The organism is Nostoc sp. DedVER02 (assembly GCF_034530675.2).
In the GTDB taxonomy this organism is placed as follows: Bacteria; Cyanobacteriota; Cyanobacteriia; order Cyanobacteriales; family Nostocaceae; genus Nostoc.
In genome coordinates this window covers 44,192-61,430 of the sequence record NZ_JAVRCP020000038.1, presented here as the reverse complement: position 1 = coordinate 61,430, position 17,239 = coordinate 44,192, and the positions used below count along the sequence as shown (strand labels likewise).

Genomic DNA, 17,239 nt, shown 5'->3' with positions numbered 1-17,239 from the left:
AACAGATGAGATACACCCCAGCAAGCTCCTCGCTTGCGGGGGGGGGGTTGGGGGTGGGGTTCTTGTATCTCACCAGACCGGGAAACGCTATATCCAATTTAGTGTTTAACAGGATAGTAGCAAAGTTGAATTTTATACTAGCTAATTGATTCTGACTTCTGACTTCTGAATTCTGACTTCTTATTTTTATCTAAGTTGAAAAAAGCAGAATAGATGCATCAAATATTTGCGCCCATTGACACCACCGCCAAATTAAATAAGTGTGCCCAATTGCGGCTATTACTAGAATCGCCTCAACTTGACTTCATCATGGAAGCTCACAATGGGATTAGCGCCCGCATTGTGGAAGAGGCGGGATTTAAAGGGATTTGGGCGAGTGGATTAGCCCTTTCTGCTCAATATGGCGTTCGAGATAATAATGAAGCCAGTTGGACTCAAATTGTGGAAATGTTAGAGTTCATGTCTGATGTCACCAGCATTCCCATCTTGTTAGACGGCGATACAGGTTATGGTAACTTTAATAACATGCGTCGCCTGGTTAAAAAGTTAGAACAACGAGATATTGCTGGAGTTTGTATTGAAGATAAACTTTTTCCTAAAACCAACAGCTTTATCAACGGTAGTCGCCAAGCTTTAGCTGATATTGATGAATTCTGCGGCAAAATTAAGGCAGGTAAAGATAGTCAGACAGACCCAGATTTTTGCATCGTCGCCCGACTCGAAGCTTTGATTGCCGGTTGGGATCTTTCAGAGGCATTGCGCCGAGCGGAAGCTTACCACGCCGCAGGAGCAACCGCTATTTTGATTCACAGTAAATCATCGCGTCCTGACCAAGTGTTAGCTTTTGCGAAAGAGTGGGCGGGTCGTTCCCCGTTAGTGTTTATACCGACTAAATATTACAGCACACCTACTGAAGTCTTTCGCAAAGCCGAAGTTAATTTAGTCATCTGGGCAAATCATCTGATTAGAGCGGCTGTTGCTAGTATGCAAGCGATCGCACGCGAAGTAAAAGCTAGTGAAACTTTAATCAACATTGAGGATGAGATTGCGCCTGTAAAAGAAATTTTCCGGCTACAGGGTGCAGATGAACTCCTAGAAGCCGAAAAACGCTACTTTAACAACGGCCGACATGATATCCAAGCGATCGTTTTGGCTGCTAGCAGAGGAAAAGAGTTAGCAGGGTTGACGCAAGATAAACCAAAAGTCATGTTACCCCTTGGAGGTAAACCTCTACTTAGGTTGTTGGTGGACAAATTTAAGAAACTTGCCATCAACGATATTACTGTTGTCGCAGGTTACAAAGCAGAAACTATAGATGTTGTAGGCGCTAAAGTCATCCGCAACCCAGATTATGAAACAACGGGAGAATTAGCATCCTTAGCCGTAGCTCAAAGTAGCTTTGGCGAAGAAATGCTGGTGCTTTACGGCGATTTACTATTTAGAAGTTACATCTTGCGGGATTTATTAGAATGTCCCGGAGAAATTGTGGCTGTAGTTGATTCTGTAGCGAACAACAAATCTGTTAGCGGTTCACCTGATTACGCTTATTGCTCAATTCCAGACGATCTTTCTCTGTTTGGACAGGATGTTAACTTGTTGGACATTTCTAAAACAAGAGAAACGCAATTGGGGAAATCTAGCGGACGCTGGATTGGGATGTTGCGCCTGCGGAGTCAAGGTAGAGAGTGGGTGAGTGAAGCACTTAATAAGTTGCAAAAACGGCCGGAATTTAACAGTTTGGGTTTGCCGGAATTATGCAATTATTTAATCGAGCAAGGAAAACCAATCAAGGTGCTTTATATTCGTGGTAACTGGTTAGATGTTAACTCTTTAGACGATCTTGACCTTGCTTTTCAATTGAAACAATAGGGATTGGGAATTGGGAATTGGGAATTGGGAATTGGGCATTGGGCATTGGGAATTGGGCATTGCGAGGTCGAAGTTCCGAGTTCAAAGGTCGAAGCACCAAGTTCAGAGGTCAAAGTTCCGAGTTCAGAGGTCGAAGTTCCGAGTTCAGAGGTCGAAGTTCCGAGTTCAGAAGTCGAAGTTCCGAGTTCAGAGGTCGAAGTTCCGAGTTCAGAAGTCGAAGCACCGAGTTCAGAGGTCGAAGTTCCGAGTTCAGAGGTCGAAGTTCCGAGTTCAGAGGTCGAAGTAATCATCTTTACTCTGAATTCCCAATTCCCAATTCCCTATTCCCCATTCCCCAGTCCCCAGTCCCCAGTCCCCATTTTTTATGATCCAGGCAGAGGAATTTGTAGAAGCGGCGCGTAATCTTGGCTTTGGGTGGTACACTGGCGTACCCTGTTCTTTTCTCACCCCTTTTATTAACTACGTTATCAATGACGTTCAACTTAGATATATTTCCGCAGCTAATGAGGGAGATGCTGTAGCGATCGCAGCTGGAGCCGCAATTGCTGGAAAACCAGCCGTGGTGATGATGCAAAACTCTGGTTTGGGGAATGCAATTAACCCGCTAACTTCCCTCACTTATATATTTCGGATTCCATTGTTGGTGATTTGTACCCTGCGGGGCGATCGCAACTTGCAAGATGAACCGCAACATGAATTAATGGGGCAAATCACAGATAAATTGCTGGAAACCATGACTGTACCTTGGGAATATTTTCCTACAGATGCAGCAGAAATAGAGCCAGTTCTCCAAAGAGCCACAGCTTACATGCAACAAGAGCGCCGTCCTTATGCTCTAATTATGCGTAAAGGATCAATATCTCCTCATGCACTCACCCGTTCTTCTATCCCCGAACGAGAAGATAGTAGCGCTCATATTCACCAAAGCTTTTTTCGAGATCATCGCGTTTCCCGCAGCGAAGCACTAGCGCGGATTGTGGAACTTATTGACGCAGAAAATACTGTAATAATTGCCACAACTGGTTACACGGGACGCGAACTTTTCGCTAGTAAAGATAGTGCCAATCATCTTTACATGGTTGGGTCGATGGGCTGCGCTTCTTCAATGGGATTGGGGCTATCCTTAGCACGTCCAGACCTGAAGGTTGTGGTGATTGATGGCGATGGAGCAGCACTGATGCGAATGGGTAATTTTGCGACTATTGGCACTTATGGCGGTGCTAATTTGACCCATATTCTCTTAGATAATGAAGTCCACGATTCCACAGGCGCACAAGCCACGGTTTCTGCGGGTATCTCCTTTGCCAAAATTGCCGAAGCGTGCGGTTATGGCCTGACATTCGCCGGAGACGATCCAGCCCTTTTAGATGCTTTATTTGCCGCAGATACTAACACTAGACCGAAATTTGCTCATCTCAAAATCCGTCCAGGGACTTTAGAAAAGCTACCCCGTCCCAACCTCACCCCGGAAGCCGTTTTGCAACGCTTCATGAAACATATTGGTTCCCAGCTATAGCCCAAATCCTGAATTTACCCCCCTTAATCCCCCCTTATAAAGGGTGGAAACAAGAAAATCTAGTTCCCTCCCCAATACATACGGGGAGGGTTAGGGTGGGGTAATTCGACTTATGTGTACACGATAATCTATTAAGGCAGAGATTTAGAGAAAGGTAAAACCGTATTGCACTACAAGCGATCACTTCGCTATATTTCGTCTATTCCATATTGAACCAGAGCATGGCACTTTTACAAAAGTGAGACAACTTCATTTTTTTGCACAATGTCTCACTAATTCCGTAGCTTATTAATCTCTGCATCTGTAAACGGATTCTTCCCCGCCCGTAAATCTTTCACCCAGCGCTGCCGTTGTGCTTTACTATCTTTATCTCTAGGCTTGGCGATGTAAGCCTCAAAGTCCTCAATCGCCCCTTGATAGTTACCTGTCAGCGCCCTAGCCAAGCCACGACTATCACGAAAGTTGCCATTTTCAGGTGCAAAAGCAACGGCTTCATCACACGCTGGTAAAACATCGGCGGCTTGTTTTTGCAGACTACCTCGCCAGCATATTGTATTCCAAGAACTTGTAGGAATTTCAACTTTTGGATCAAACTTGAGAGCTTCGGTATAAGCTGCTAGTGCTTTCTTAAACTCTTTTTCCTGTAAGCGACTCTTTCCTTCATTAACTAAGCGTTCAGCCTTGCCTTTGTTGACAAGCTCTTGTGCTTTTACCAGGGGTTCAAATTTTAAATTAGCATCCCACTGCTGTGCTTGGCGGAATTTGACAACAGCATTATCAACATCTTCATTTTGCGCTAACTTCTCACCTTGCATGACTAATACTGTAGCGGCTTGCACCAGCCGAGGCTGAGTTTGGCATTCTGTCAGGTCTTGCAGCACTTCAGGATGGACAACCAAATAATTGTTGAGCAAGCCACAACCATCTTTGACTAACTTATTTAAATCTAAATTCCATATAATTATCGTCTTGTCATCACTTGCAGAAGCTAGCCTTTGCCCATCGGGGCTGAACACCACGCTATTGACCAAACTGCTATGCCCAGTCAGGGTTTGCACAGCTTTGCCTGTGGCAACATCCCAGAGTTCTATCGTCTTGTCATCACTGGCAGAAGCCAGTCTTTGCCCATCGCTGCTGAACACCACGCTATTGACCTCACTGCTATGCCCAGTCAGGGTTTGCACAGCTTTGCCTGTGGTGGCATCCCAGAGTTTTATCGTCTTGTCAGCACTTGCAGAAGCCAGCCTTTGCCCATCAGGGCTGAACACCACACTATAGACCCTATAACTATGCCCAGTTAAGGTTTGTACAGCTTTGCCTGTGGCGGCATCCCAAAGTTTTATCGTGTTGTCAAGACTTGCAGAAGCCAGCCTTTGCCCATCGGGGCTGAATACTACACTATAGACCCCACTGCTATGCCCAGTTAAGGTTTGCACAGCTTTGCCTGTGGCGACATCCCAGAGTTTGATAGTGTTGTCACTACTTGCAGAAGCCAGTCTTTGCCCATCGGGGCTGAACACGACGCTATTAACTTCACTACTATGCCCAGTCAGGGTTTGCACAGCTTTGCCTGTTGTGACATCCCAGAGTTTTATCGTCTTATCATCACTTGCAGAAGCCAGCTTTTGCCCATCGGGGCTGAATACTACGCTATAGACCCCGCTGCTATGCCCAGTCAGGGTTTGCAGAGGTTTGCCTGTGGCGACATTCCAGAGCTTTATCGTCTTATCATCACTTGCAGAAGCCAGCCTTTGCCCATCGGGGCTGAATACTACGCTATAGACCCTACTGCTATGCCCAGTCAGGGTTTGCAAAGCTTTGCCTTTGGTGACATCCCAGAGTTTGATGGTATTGTCAGTACTTGCAGAAGCCAGCCTTTGCCCATCGGGGCTGAACACCACGCTATAAACCCAACCACTATCCCCAGTAAGGGTTTGCACAACTTTGCCTGTGGCGACATCCCAGAGTTTGATAGTGTTGTCAGCACTTGCAGAAGCCAGCCTTTGCCCATCGGGGCTGAACACCACGCTAATGACTCCACTGCTATGCCCTTCTAATGTATTCAGTTCTTGAAATTTGTTCTCTGGCTGTAAGAACACAGCTTTCCACAATGTTCCCACAACCCGCATCTGGGTATCTACCGCCACCTTCCCGGCATTTTTCAGTTTTCCACGTGCTTTTAAGCCTTCTGTCAGTGCATCCCAGGTTTGCCCAAAGGCAGAAAAGGTGGCTGAAGAGTTAACAAGGGCGTTAATTTTACTAACTTCAGTTTGTTTTCTTTCCTGCTCTGCCCTTTGTGCTGCATCCCAGGCTGTAAATGTTAGTCCAGCTAAGACTAATCCGGCTGCAACTGAACCAAAAAGGGCAAGTTTCAAAAAGCCATTGAGTTTTGCTTCACTAATTTTTCTTTCTTTTCGTTCTTTTTCCAGTTCCGCCATTACCTGTTTTAACTTCGGTTCCTGTTGCTGGCGGATAAAGGCGGCGATGTAGTCATGTACCAGTTGATAACGGTCGGCGGGGTTTTCTGGTAACAAAACCACTAAACCGGATTGGACAAAAATCTCTAACACTAAATCTAATTTACTGATTTCAGAAGCTTGTTTTGCCCTAGCTTCCGATCCCCCCGCCTGCGGCGACCCCCTTAAGAAGAGGGTGAAAGAAACTAAGCCCCTCTTTTTAAGGGGGGTTGGGGGGATCTCCGAGAAATACGGCATCAAATCGCGTTCTAACTCAGCACGAGTCTTGAGTGGGCGAGTTCCTTTTTCATCCGTCAGCAAATACAGTAATACTTCTGCTGCTTGGTGATTTTCTACGCCGCAATCATTAACAACTTCATCCAAATAACGCTTAACCAATTCGCCTTTAGTGCCACGCTGCCGATATTCTGCCAGAGTTGTAATGTTCTCTGTTTGCAGTTGCGCCCCCACAACCTGCAACTCAATGGGACGAACTTCACCCAATTCTCCGGCTAAATCTTGCACGAGTTTATCAACTAAAGCAGGTTCTAAATGGAAATCAGCATTCTCTGTTAAACGCTGAATAATTGACTTCGCATCAGTAGGTGAGAAGTTCCCCAACTTGTAAAGCACATTATTACTGAGAATGTCATTGCCAATAATCTTGAGACTGGACAAATCATTGCACTCTAACAAGTAATGGATGTAATCTACCCGCAGCGATAAGATAACTTTCACCGATAGAACATTCAGACACTCTCCCAGAAACTCAAAGAATTGCTTTCTTTGTGCAGGTTCAGTGTAAACAAAGAAAAATTCCTCAAATTGATCGAAGATTAACACCGTTCGCAGATTGCATTGTTCGTTTTCTTTAAGTTTGGATATTAAATATTGCGGAGTTCCAAGTTCCGAGCCTGAACGTTGACCTTTTGAGGCTCGACCTTGACCTTCTGAGGCTGAACTTTGACCTTCTGAGGCTCGACTTTGACCTTCTGAGGCTGGAAGTTGACCTTCTGAGGGTGAAAGTTGACCTTCTGAGGTCGAAGTTCCGAGTTCTGAGGTCGAACGTTTCGGTTCTAACTCTCCCCATTCCCCATTCCCAATTCCCAATTCCCCATTTTTTGCCAAAAGCCTCCCCAACTCTTCCACCCAGTTGGTATAAACGCGCATTACCACCGGCAAATAATCTTGAGTACCGATCGCTTTATTCTTTAAAGCTGGTATTAATCCCGCATTCACCAGGGAACTTTTGCCGACACCCGATTGCCCATGAATTACTATCAACTTATAATCAGGGCGACCCATGCGTTCAATTAAACGTTCTACATCCAATAGGCGACCAGATGCAGCAATTTCTGGGGCAATGTTTCCTTGGGGAGAGTTTGAGCGCAATGTCTCTACAAATGCCTGCTTTGTAGCTTCTAACCTACCCGCACCAATAAAAGCCCGCAAGCCAAATTGCTGTTCAATGGAACGCTGTTGCTGTTTGATTTTGTATGCTTTGAGATATTCTTTCTGCTCAAAATAAAGCTGCTGCAAAAATCTCAGAATATCCAAGTAAAGCCTGACATCTTCTAGGGGATTACCTACATCTCTCGCAGTTTCTAAGCTGAGAGTTGCCTGTTGAATTTGATCTAAATGGTATTGAGAACGAGCTAAAATAAACTGATATAAACTCAAATCTTTTGATTTCAAATCTCTTTCGGAAATCTCAGATACAACACCCGATCTACTCGCTGATTCCACATTGGGAATCGTAGCAAAAACTTTCAAGGCTTGCTGAACAAGCTGATTTGCTTCAACCCAGTTTTTTTTAGCCAAAGCTACCTCAGCTAAAAAACCATAATCTTTGGCTAATTCTCTTACCTGGTTGTTAGTTTGATGTACTCCTAAAGCTTTTTCTGCAAGACTCTGCAACGTTTCCCACTTTTGCAAGTCTCGCAAGATATCACCGAACTTTACTACTGAACTAGCAATTAAATCTGAATCATGAAATCGGCTAATAAGATTTATATACTCTTGAATATAATGCCAAGCCGTAGCCCAATCTGGATGATTGACATCTTGATGTTTAAAAGCTTTGAGATAATAGCAAAAGCCAATTTCACGAAGGATTCTTATCTGAGATTCTAAATTATTAGTTTGCTGCCACAGCTTGTAAGCTGTGTGATAATGCTGTAGCGCCGAATCTTTTTGATTATTTATCTGTTTGATAAAACCTAATAAAGATTCTAAATTAGCTTGAATTTCTAAACTATAAACATCTGGCTTGTTAAGTAAATATCTTTGCGCCGTTTCTAACTCGTTTTCTAGTTTAATATATCCATCTACGCTAAATTTCAAGTTATTACTAAACCAAGAATTAGCCGTTTCAATGACAAAATCTACTAATTCTTGTGTTGATATATCAAAATTTCTCGTAGTTGCCCAACTTTCCAAATCTGGTGCAAGCTGTATTAGTTGTTTATAGATTTCATCGTCAATCCACAACACTAAGGGAAAAGCAAAATTCTTGCGAAACTCTTCCCGCACCTGATTCGCAGAAGTTAACATCACAGATAAATTCTGCACTGATTCCAAACCCACAACCATTACACAGGCTGGTATCTCTTCGCCGAATTCTTCCTGAATCGCAGTATAAAGAGTCCTGTTAGATTGCAGTACCGCCAAAACCCGAATTTCGACTTGACAAATTTCTCGCAATTTCTGGATGAGGCGATCGCGCAAACTCGTATAATTACACCGTGCCAAAATCAGCTTAAACTGACCCACAGAGGATTCTATAGCCCAAGCTAATTGTTTCAGAGAGCGTAGGTGTAGCCCGTCGTAGACATCGCTGTTTACATGGTCATCTTCTAGTGGTTGCGAGTCTGTCATAAGCTAACGTAAATCTAGAGTGCAAAATTAATTAAACTTCCTGGCGTTTTAACTCCTGTATTAATACTTGAGCGCGTTTGCTAGCTTCTCTTGCTTGCTGTCTAAAATACTTGGCTTGCTGACGGTCACTTAAACACACTTCAGATGCTTTTCTACTAAATTCAACAGCTTGTTTACTGAGTTCTTGAATACGACTCTTTAACTCTTGGATTGTTTTCATATTTCCTCCTGTTCTGAAATTACAATCTCTAAATTTTCTATTTCTTCATAAAGTCTATCTGCTCTACTAGCGAGTAAGCTAGCGTCCTCAAAATCGTTGTTTTCTACAGCTTTATCCGAGGCTGAGTACAATTCTTCTGTGATTTGGTGCAATTGTGCGTAAGCTTTTAACAAAACATTTTTGGTTTCTGGTTTCATAATCTAATTATTCATCGGTTCCCTGATTCCTCATTAGACATCTAGCAAAAATTAAATATGCGTTATCCAGAACTCTTGTAGAGAGGTAGGAGTGTTACGTCTCTACATTCATTTTCACTCAGATCCTATTGCAACTCTCTGGCTTCAGCCAAGACGGGATTAACATCAAACCACGACTCGCCACCATCCCGATATTCAAATACAAACCGACTGCGAATTAGTTTTTGATATCCTTGGTCATCACTTACCTTTTTCCTTTCCTTGACATGACGTAACAATTGCCACTCATCCTCAGAAATCGGCAACATTATTTCATTCCGGCGAGAACGAATCACTTCCTCTAAGGTGTCACGAGTTAAGGGAAGACTCATTTCTTCCATAATCCAGGTATTCAGCAGCCTCAGCACGTCTCGCACATGACCACCGCTCATTTTACATAACCGTTCTAGGCTAGCCGCACTATCAAAAATCTCGGTAATTTTATTTAAACGCTCCTCTGGTGTGATGTCAGGAAAAGCCCTAGCTAATATCATCTGCTGCATGAGTGCCATTCCCTGCGTATGAACACTGCCATCAGTCTTTTGTACAGGAACCATTGGTAACACCTTGGGGTCTTCTGGGAAACGCTGAGTTAGCATTCCGTAATCGTTGGAGAACTTCAAGGATAAGGGCATGGTATAGATGAGATGACAATTTAGCTTAGTCAAAAACTCACCTTGATCGACAAATAGATATTCCTGCTGCGGACGACCCCAAGGTTTGACACGATTATCTATACGGTCAAGATTATCGACAATTACCACCAGACCATTTTTACCCTGCTGTTTGAGTTTAGCGATCGCAGGTTCCAATAATTCTTGATTAATCGCTTCTAGCAGTTTAGTTTTTTGCGGTGCTAAATACTGATTGAGTTTTTCTCGCAGAGTGGGGTCATTTTTCATCTTGGCTGTGATTTCACCAATACCCACAGACAAAGAAAGTTTTTCTTTTTCGGAGGTGACACCAAAATCGCCAACATTCGGAACCTTAACTTTTACCCCCGTCACCTCAGAGTTTAAGACTTTCCAAGCACCTTGCAGCAACTCATTAAACTTGTTAGGTGATTCTAGTGTAATTTTATCGAGATTTTGACTCACCCGCCGAGCGATCGCTAGCAGCACATCAGCAATATCAACATCAGTCATTTCCAAGTCGTCACTAGACTCAAAATAGACCACTTGGAAGCCTAATTTTTCCAGTTCTGCGTGTAACCGTAATAGTTCCGTCGATTTTCCACAACCAATATGCCCAGTAAATAAAGTGCAAGTGGGTTCATTGGGTTTAAAAAAAGTAATTTTCTGCTTGAGTTTGCCAAGAATATCACCGCCTCGAACAGAAGAAAAATCTATATAATACTTGCCATCAGAGCTATTGTTAACAAACAGAGTTCTGCTGGGGTCGGTAGCCTGATAAAATTCCCGTAAATCTATAGACATAACGCTGGTAGTGCAATTATCTCGTATTGTCCTAGATATTCTTGTTGAAAATACAAACTTTTAATTTATTAATGCCCAATGCTTAATGCCCAATGCCCAATAACAAAATGATTTTACTAAATCCCGGCCCAGTAAATTTAAGCGATCGCGTCAGAAATGCCCTGTTGCGTCCCGATTTGTGTCACCGTGAAATAGAATTTTCTCAACTTCAGAGCAAAATCCGCGAACAATTACTTCAAGTTTATGGTCTTGGAAGCGATTCCTGGGCAGCAGTTCTCCTCACTGGTTCTGGTACTGCCGCGATGGAAGCAATGATCAGCAGTTTAGTACCCAGAAACGGGAAATTACTAGTAATTGAAAACGGTGTATATGGCGAACGACTATCTAAAATCGCCAAAATCCACGAAATTAATTACATAACACTTTCCCATCCTTGGGATGCTGAAATAGATATCAACGCTTTAGTCAAACTTTTAGACGAAAACACCGATATCACCCACCTTGCTGTCGTTCATCACGAAACTACCACCGGTCGCCTCAATAATTTGTTAGAACTTGCGCCAATTTGTCAAGAACGCCAGATCAAAATATTAGTAGATGCCGTCAGTAGCTTTGGTGCAGAGGAACTAAATTTTGCAGATTGGGGAATTACTGCTTGTGCTGCAACAGCCAATAAATGTTTGCATGGAGTTCCCGGAGTGTCCTTTGTCATCCTGCAACGGGATGCACTACCAGTAGACACAATCCCCCGCACTTTATATTTAGATTTAGGAACCTATTGCCAGCAGCAAGACCGAGGCGGTACACCTTTTACGCAATCAGTACAGACATTTTATGCCTTAACAGAAGCTTTGCAAGAAATGACCGAAGCAGGCGGTTGGCATGTCAGACACAGCCATTACAACCAACTTGCCAGCTTAGTCAGAGACGGATTAGCCTCAATAGGAATTAAACCCCTACTTCCTCTTGGCAGTTCATCCGTTGTCTTAAATGCCTACTATTTACCCGATGGTTTCAGCTATGAGAAATTTCACGATCAACTCAAAGCCCAAAACTATATCATTTATTCTGGACAGGGAAATTTAGCCCAATCTATCTTCCGAGTATCAACAATGGGAGCTATTACCCAAGCTGACATGGAACGTTTTATTGTTGTTGTTAAAGAAATTATTCGTAATTCGTAATATTCACAGAAGGGAGAACGTTGAAGAAGAATTCAGAATTCAGAATTCAGAATATTTGCTTATGCATAACTTGACGCAGACTCGCTTTTCGCGTCGCTATCCGCCACTCGGACTTCAATTCATTCTGTTAGCGCTAGCGGGGCGTTTAGCCCATTCTGACTCCTGACTCCTGACTCCTGACTCCTGAATTCTTCTTTCTATTAGTTTTGATCCAAGCGCAGTACTGCCATAAAAGCTTCCTGGGGTACATCCACAGTACCTACAGATTTCATCCGCTTTTTACCTTTTGCTTGCTTCTGCAAAAGTTTCTTCTTCCGACTGATGTCACCACCGTAACATTTGGCTAACACATCTTTCCGCAAAGCAGGGATATGTTCGCTGGCGATAACTTTACTGCCAATGGATGCCTGAATTGGGACTTTGAATTGATGGCGGGGAATTAGTTCTTTGAGTTTTTCTGCCATTGCCCGCCCAACGTTATAAGCTTTATCCCGATGAACAATCATCGCTAAAGAATCCACAGGATCGCCGTTAATCATGATATCCAATTTCACGAGAGGATTTTCACGGTAGCCAATGAGGTGATATTCCATACTGGCATAGCCACGCGATCGCGACTTCATTTGATCGAAAAAGTCGGTCACAACTTCCGCCAAGGGTAACTCATACGTAAGTGTGGTTCGTCCTTGGGTAAGATATTTCATATCTTTGAAGATACCACGACGATTCTGTGACAATTCCATCAAGCTGCCGACATAAGTTTCCGGCGTAATCATCTCTACTTGCACATAAGGTTCTTCAATCCTTTCGCGATCGTTGGGAGAAGGCAAACGGCTAGGATTATCGATGTACAGTTCCTCTCCTTTGTTGGTGATCACCTTATAAACCACTGAGGGGGCTGTAATGATCAAATCGAGGTTATACTCTCGCTCTAGACGTTCCTGCACAATTTCCATGTGCAGCAAACCCAAAAACCCGCAACGGAAACCAAACCCCATTGCGCTCGAAGTTTCTGGTTCGTAGTGCAGCGCGGCATCGTTGAGTTCCAGCTTTTCTAGGGCTTCGCGCAAATCTTCAAATTGGTCAGCATCAATGGGGAACATCCCGCAAAAAACCATTGGGTTCGCTTCTGCGTAACCTGGTAAGGGTGACTCCGCTTTCGCTTTACTGAGAGTAATTGTGTCTCCTACCCGTGCATCAGCTACAGCTTTAATTGCCGCTCCCAAATAGCCTACTTCCCCAGCGTGCAGTTCTTCAACTTGCTTTTGAGTGGGAGAAAGAACGCCTAACTCATCAATTTCAAATTCTTTACCAGATGCCATTAAGTGAATGCGATCGCCTTTTTTGACAGTGCCATCCATCACCCGGAAATACACAATTACTCCCCGGTAACTGTCGTAATAGCTATCAAATATTAACGCTCGTAAGCGTTCATTTATGGTATTGGGCGGTGGCGGTATTCGCTCGACAACGGCTTCTAAAATCTCATCAATACCAATTCCTTCTTTAGCAGAAGCCAGAATCGCACCACTGCAATCTAAACCAATAATTTCTTCAATTTCGCCAATTACCCGTTCTGGTTCAGCCCCTGGCAAATCGATTTTATTCAAAACTGGGATAATTTCTAGGTTATTCTCTAAGGCTAAATAGACATTTGCCAAAGTTTGCGCCTCTACCCCTTGGGACGCATCTACGACTAATAGCGCTCCTTCACAAGCAACAAGAGAGCGAGAGACTTCATAGGAGAAATCTACGTGTCCCGGAGTATCAATTAAATTCAGCACATATTGCTGACCATCTTTCGCTGTGTAATTCATCCGGGCAGCTTGCAGCTTAATGGTAATGCCGCGCTCCCGTTCCAGATCCATGTTGTCGAGAAACTGTTCCTTCATCTGTCGGTCTTCAACAGTGCCAGTAGCTTGTAGCAAGCGATCGGCGAGGGTTGATTTCCCGTGGTCGATGTGAGCAATAATACAAAAATTGCGAATGCGAACTGCGGGAACGTCAGTCATATACTATCTTTGCCTTAGCAGCAACCAAAGTTAAAAGAGCAATTTACTTAATGTATTTTAATGCTTTCTTAGCCAAGACGCTCCTTGCTTTTAGTGCTGAGTTGGTCATTTGTCATTGGTCATTTGTCAATATCAACAGTCTTCTTCCCCTACCTCCCCTGCTCGCTGCTCCCTGCTCGCTGCTCCCTGCCCCCTGCCCTCTTCACCCCATCTTTAACTTTCGATCTAAATAGGTGGACTTTTAAGAATATTATGAAAGTCTATTTGTCGCTGCTAGTATTCAACAGCTGGGAGCGTACAATAAATGTAAATAAGTACATGTAGGGATCATGTAAGTATCTTGGACAATTGCGACCCGTAATTATCTAAGATCGCTGATTTATCGTCAAAAATTCTAGAGCCATTGTCTAGTCAGTTATATGAAAAATGCGATTTAAAACTTAAAGCTGTTACTTTGGTGCTATTTCGGGGAACTATGTAATTGTCCCCTTGAAGATTTTTCAGTGAATTAGCCCAAATGATTAATATAACTACTTTACAAAGCTTTAGACAAAACCAATTCAGAGTATATCAAACCTATGAATATGCAAGAGAAAACTACCGATGCGGAAAACAAACGAGCCGATAAGGTAGAAATTGCCGTCCGCCTAGACTCCGAGTTACTAGAGCAAATTCAGCATCTCACCAACGATCCAAGTAAAGTGATTGAGGTAGCAATTCGCCAGTGGTTGCGTGGTGAAATCCTCAGAGATGACGAACTGACACGCACCCCTGTACGTACCTCTGTTCCTCCTCGCGGTGAATGGAACGATTGATGCGATCGGTCATCTGTCAATGCAAGTTAAAAAAGGTGAAGTTGCCAAGCTGAATTTCAGAACACCAAAAAATACCTAAAAAAACCAAAAAGCTGTAAAAATTTATCCAAAAATTTGAGCAGCTTTAGTACAATTACGGTCGGATACCCTTTGTCTATCCAACTCAATTAATGACTATTACTGCCAATTCCCAATTGCCGAATGTATTGTCTCAAAATCTGGAATCTATTACCAGTAAGACTGATGGCTCATTACCAACTCTAGGAGCCGAGTTGGTTTATACACAAGATGGGGCAGGGCGCTATCTGACCTTTTATTGGCAGCACAGCGAACTTCTGGGGTTAAATACCGAAAAAATAGTTGACGAGCTTAACCAGACGCAAACCTTTGCGCCAGTGGATAAGGTTAACTATTTGGAACGATTGCACCGAATTTTGACAAGTTTGGTGCCAGAAAGGTTTCAGTGTTGGTTTAGCAACCACCAGGAATTATTTGAGTTGGACTTAGTGATTAGTCCGGTAATGCCGAGTTTGGGAACAACTGCCACTACAGTTTTAGTGATGGGACGCTTAGTGCAAGCGACACTCAACAAAAAACAAGCGCGTATGGCATCCAAAACGCCTACCCAAATAGAGGTGGCTTTACGTTCACAGCAACACCAAAAATTGGTAACTCGCATTACCAGAAATATCCGCCGGACATTGGATTTAAATATTATTTGGCAGCAAACAGTTGACAGTTTAGGCAAAGCACTGCGGCTAGAACGCTGTATTATTTGTACTTATCAGCCTTCTAGCTCAAAAGTAGAGGTAAAAGCTGAATATCGCCAGCTAGAACTCAAATCTATGCTTGGCTTGGAAATAGATATAACTTCTGATCCTGCCTTTGCTCAGGCTTTGACAACTCTAGAACCAGTTGTGATGGAAGTACCTGGATACAAGGAGTCTGGGCGGCAGAAAACTTTGGTGGTTGCGACTTGCTATCAAGACCAAGCCAATGGATTGGTTGCCTTGAATTGGCAGGATGAATGTTACACATTAACAGAATCGGAATTAGAACTAGCAAAAGAAGCAGCAGATCAATTGGGAACTGCGATCGCACATGCTACTTTATATGAAGAATTAGAAGTTGCACGTCAAAAAGCTGAAGAAGCTTCTCGTCTCAAAAGCGAGTTTCTGGCTAATGTCTCCCATGAAATCCGTACCCCCCTCAACGGCATGATTGGCTTTTTGAAGCTGATTTTGGAAGGAATGGCAGACGACCCAGAAGAACAAAACCAATTTTTAGAAGAAGCTCATAGTTTATCGATACATCTTCTAAATATCATCAACGACATTTTGGACATTGCCAAAATCGAAGCAGGCAAAATGGAGTTAGCTTATGCTCCAGTCAAGCTGGATGAGCTATTCAGCGATGTAGAAAATTTCATGCGTCCCCAAGCAGAAATGAAAAACCTCAGCTTTCTGATGCAAATGCCTCCTACTTCCGATGAAATCATTGTCCAAAGCAACTACCAACGATTGCTACAAGTTATGCTCAATTTGCTAGGTAATGCCATCAAATTTACTCATGAAGGTGGTGTTACCGTCAGCGCCGATTTAGTACTCAAAAAATCAAAACCGAACTTTCAAGGTCAGGAATTTCCTGGCATGGTGAGAGTCCGTGTGGCAGACACTGGCATCGGTGTTTCTTTAGACAAACAAGATAAACTGTTTCAATTATTCTCTCAGGTAGATGGCTCCCGCACTCGCCAGTATGGTGGCACTGGTTTAGGACTGGCAATATCTCAGAAGCTAGTAGAGGCAATGGGCGGCGAAGTACATTTTTATAGTCTGGGTGAAGGACTTGGTTCAACAGTGACATTTACAGTACCACTATATCAACAGCCAGTAATGGTTTCGTCTAATGATGGCGACTCAATAAATAGTGCTGAGTTATGAATTGGGAATTGGGAATTGGGCATTGGGCATTGGGCATGGGGCATTGGGAAGAATCCTGTTCCTAGTCCGCAAAATTGTATAATTATGAGTCGGGTCAATCAACAAAATATAACAAACGCCTAAATGTTGGGTTTTGCTTTGCTCTACTCAAATTCACAAAAAATAGATTTTTGACCTCTTTTTACGATGACGTGTACTTAGCGGGACTTAAATCCTGTCTTCCGTCAGACTGCAAAGCGCAACCTAAAAGCTAAAGTAAAGTAGGAGGCTCACACGAAAACTCTGTTGAGACAATATGGAAAATAAAATTTTGGATAATGGTTAACGAGCAACAACGCACAGGGCACAAGAATCATTCATTATTATTCAATGCCCAATGCCCAATGCCCAATGCCCCATTCCCAATTCCCAATTCCCAATGCCCATCATTAAAGCAGGTCTAAAACTATGGAACTCACAATTGACAACGTTGAAACAGTCTTAGATGAAATGCGCCCTTATCTCATGTCTGATGGCGGCAATGTGGAACTCGTAGAACTCGATGGGCCTATTGTAAAACTGCGCCTGCAAGGTGCTTGTGGTTCTTGTCCCAGTTCTGCAATGACCCTGAGAATGGGTATTGAACGCCGCCTAAAAGAAATGATTCCTGAAATTGCGGAAATTGAACAAGTGGTGTAA

At 43.3% G+C, this 17,239-nt stretch carries 12 protein-coding genes; 6 read left to right on the top strand and 6 right to left on the bottom strand.

The features are described 5' to 3' along the window. Positions 1–213: 213 nt before the first annotated feature. On the top strand, positions 214–1,869 hold the full coding sequence (gene aepX, locus RMZ41_RS26370) for a phosphoenolpyruvate mutase (protein ID WP_322644817.1): 1,656 nt from the start codon (positions 214–216) through the stop codon (positions 1,867–1,869). On the opposite strand, the gene RMZ41_RS26365 is transcribed toward aepX, so the two are convergent. Next, positions 1,854–2,159 (bottom strand): hypothetical protein, encoded by a 306-nt coding sequence (locus RMZ41_RS26365; protein WP_322734437.1) that lies wholly within the window; start codon positions 2,157–2,159, stop codon positions 1,854–1,856. The two genes, aepX and RMZ41_RS26365, sit on opposite strands and share 16 nt — an antisense overlap. A 74-nt stretch (positions 2,160–2,233) precedes the next feature. Between RMZ41_RS26365 and aepY the strand changes: the two genes are divergently transcribed. Continuing rightward, positions 2,234–3,385 (top strand): phosphonopyruvate decarboxylase, encoded by a 1,152-nt coding sequence (gene aepY / locus RMZ41_RS26360; protein WP_322644819.1) that lies wholly within the window; start codon positions 2,234–2,236, stop codon positions 3,383–3,385. A gap of 272 nt (positions 3,386–3,657) precedes the next feature. On the opposite strand, the gene RMZ41_RS26355 is transcribed toward aepY, so the two are convergent. The 4 genes from RMZ41_RS26355 to RMZ41_RS26340 all read right to left on the bottom strand — a co-directional run bounded on the left by RMZ41_RS26355 (position 3,658) and on the right by RMZ41_RS26340 (position 10,610). Continuing rightward, positions 3,658–8,718 (bottom strand): ribosome assembly protein 4, encoded by a 5,061-nt coding sequence (locus tag RMZ41_RS26355; RefSeq protein ID WP_409876005.1) that lies wholly within the window; start codon positions 8,716–8,718, stop codon positions 3,658–3,660. Between the two features lie 31 nt (positions 8,719–8,749). Next, a complete protein-coding gene (locus RMZ41_RS26350; protein WP_322644821.1) occupies positions 8,750–8,938 on the bottom strand; it encodes a hypothetical protein in 189 nt (62 codons plus the stop codon). Continuing rightward, the gene (locus RMZ41_RS26345; protein ID WP_229485385.1) at positions 8,935–9,135 is read right to left on the bottom strand and encodes a hypothetical protein; all 201 of its coding nucleotides are present in this window, start codon (positions 9,133–9,135) and stop codon (positions 8,935–8,937) included. Before RMZ41_RS26345 ends, RMZ41_RS26350 begins: the two co-directional genes overlap by 4 nt. Positions 9,136–9,260: 125 nt before the next feature. Further along, the gene (locus RMZ41_RS26340; RefSeq protein ID WP_322644822.1) at positions 9,261–10,610 is read right to left on the bottom strand and encodes an AAA family ATPase; all 1,350 of its coding nucleotides are present in this window, start codon (positions 10,608–10,610) and stop codon (positions 9,261–9,263) included. 92 nt (positions 10,611–10,702) lie between these two features. Here RMZ41_RS26340 and RMZ41_RS26335 point away from each other — a divergent pair, with 92 nt between their 5' ends. Further along, complete coding sequence (locus RMZ41_RS26335) at positions 10,703–11,794, top strand: 2-aminoethylphosphonate aminotransferase (RefSeq protein WP_322644823.1); 1,092 nt, start codon at positions 10,703–10,705, stop codon at positions 11,792–11,794. 200 nt (positions 11,795–11,994) lie between these two features. Here RMZ41_RS26335 and lepA read toward each other — a convergent pair whose 3' ends face one another. Continuing rightward, the gene (gene lepA, locus RMZ41_RS26330; RefSeq protein ID WP_322644824.1) at positions 11,995–13,806 is read right to left on the bottom strand and encodes a translation elongation factor 4; all 1,812 of its coding nucleotides are present in this window, start codon (positions 13,804–13,806) and stop codon (positions 11,995–11,997) included. 578 nt (positions 13,807–14,384) lie between these two features. On the opposite strand from lepA, the gene RMZ41_RS26325 reads away from it, so the two are divergent. From RMZ41_RS26325 to RMZ41_RS26315, 3 genes are all read left to right on the top strand, one after another. Next, complete coding sequence (locus tag RMZ41_RS26325) at positions 14,385–14,621, top strand: hypothetical protein (RefSeq protein ID WP_322644825.1); 237 nt, start codon at positions 14,385–14,387, stop codon at positions 14,619–14,621. A gap of 170 nt (positions 14,622–14,791) precedes the next feature. Beyond that, on the top strand, positions 14,792–16,561 hold the full coding sequence (locus RMZ41_RS26320) for a sensor histidine kinase (RefSeq protein ID WP_322644826.1): 1,770 nt from the start codon (positions 14,792–14,794) through the stop codon (positions 16,559–16,561). Between the two features lie 447 nt (positions 16,562–17,008). Next, positions 17,009–17,239, top strand: a complete 231-nt coding sequence (locus tag RMZ41_RS26315) for a NifU family protein (protein WP_069069965.1) — start codon at positions 17,009–17,011, stop codon at positions 17,237–17,239.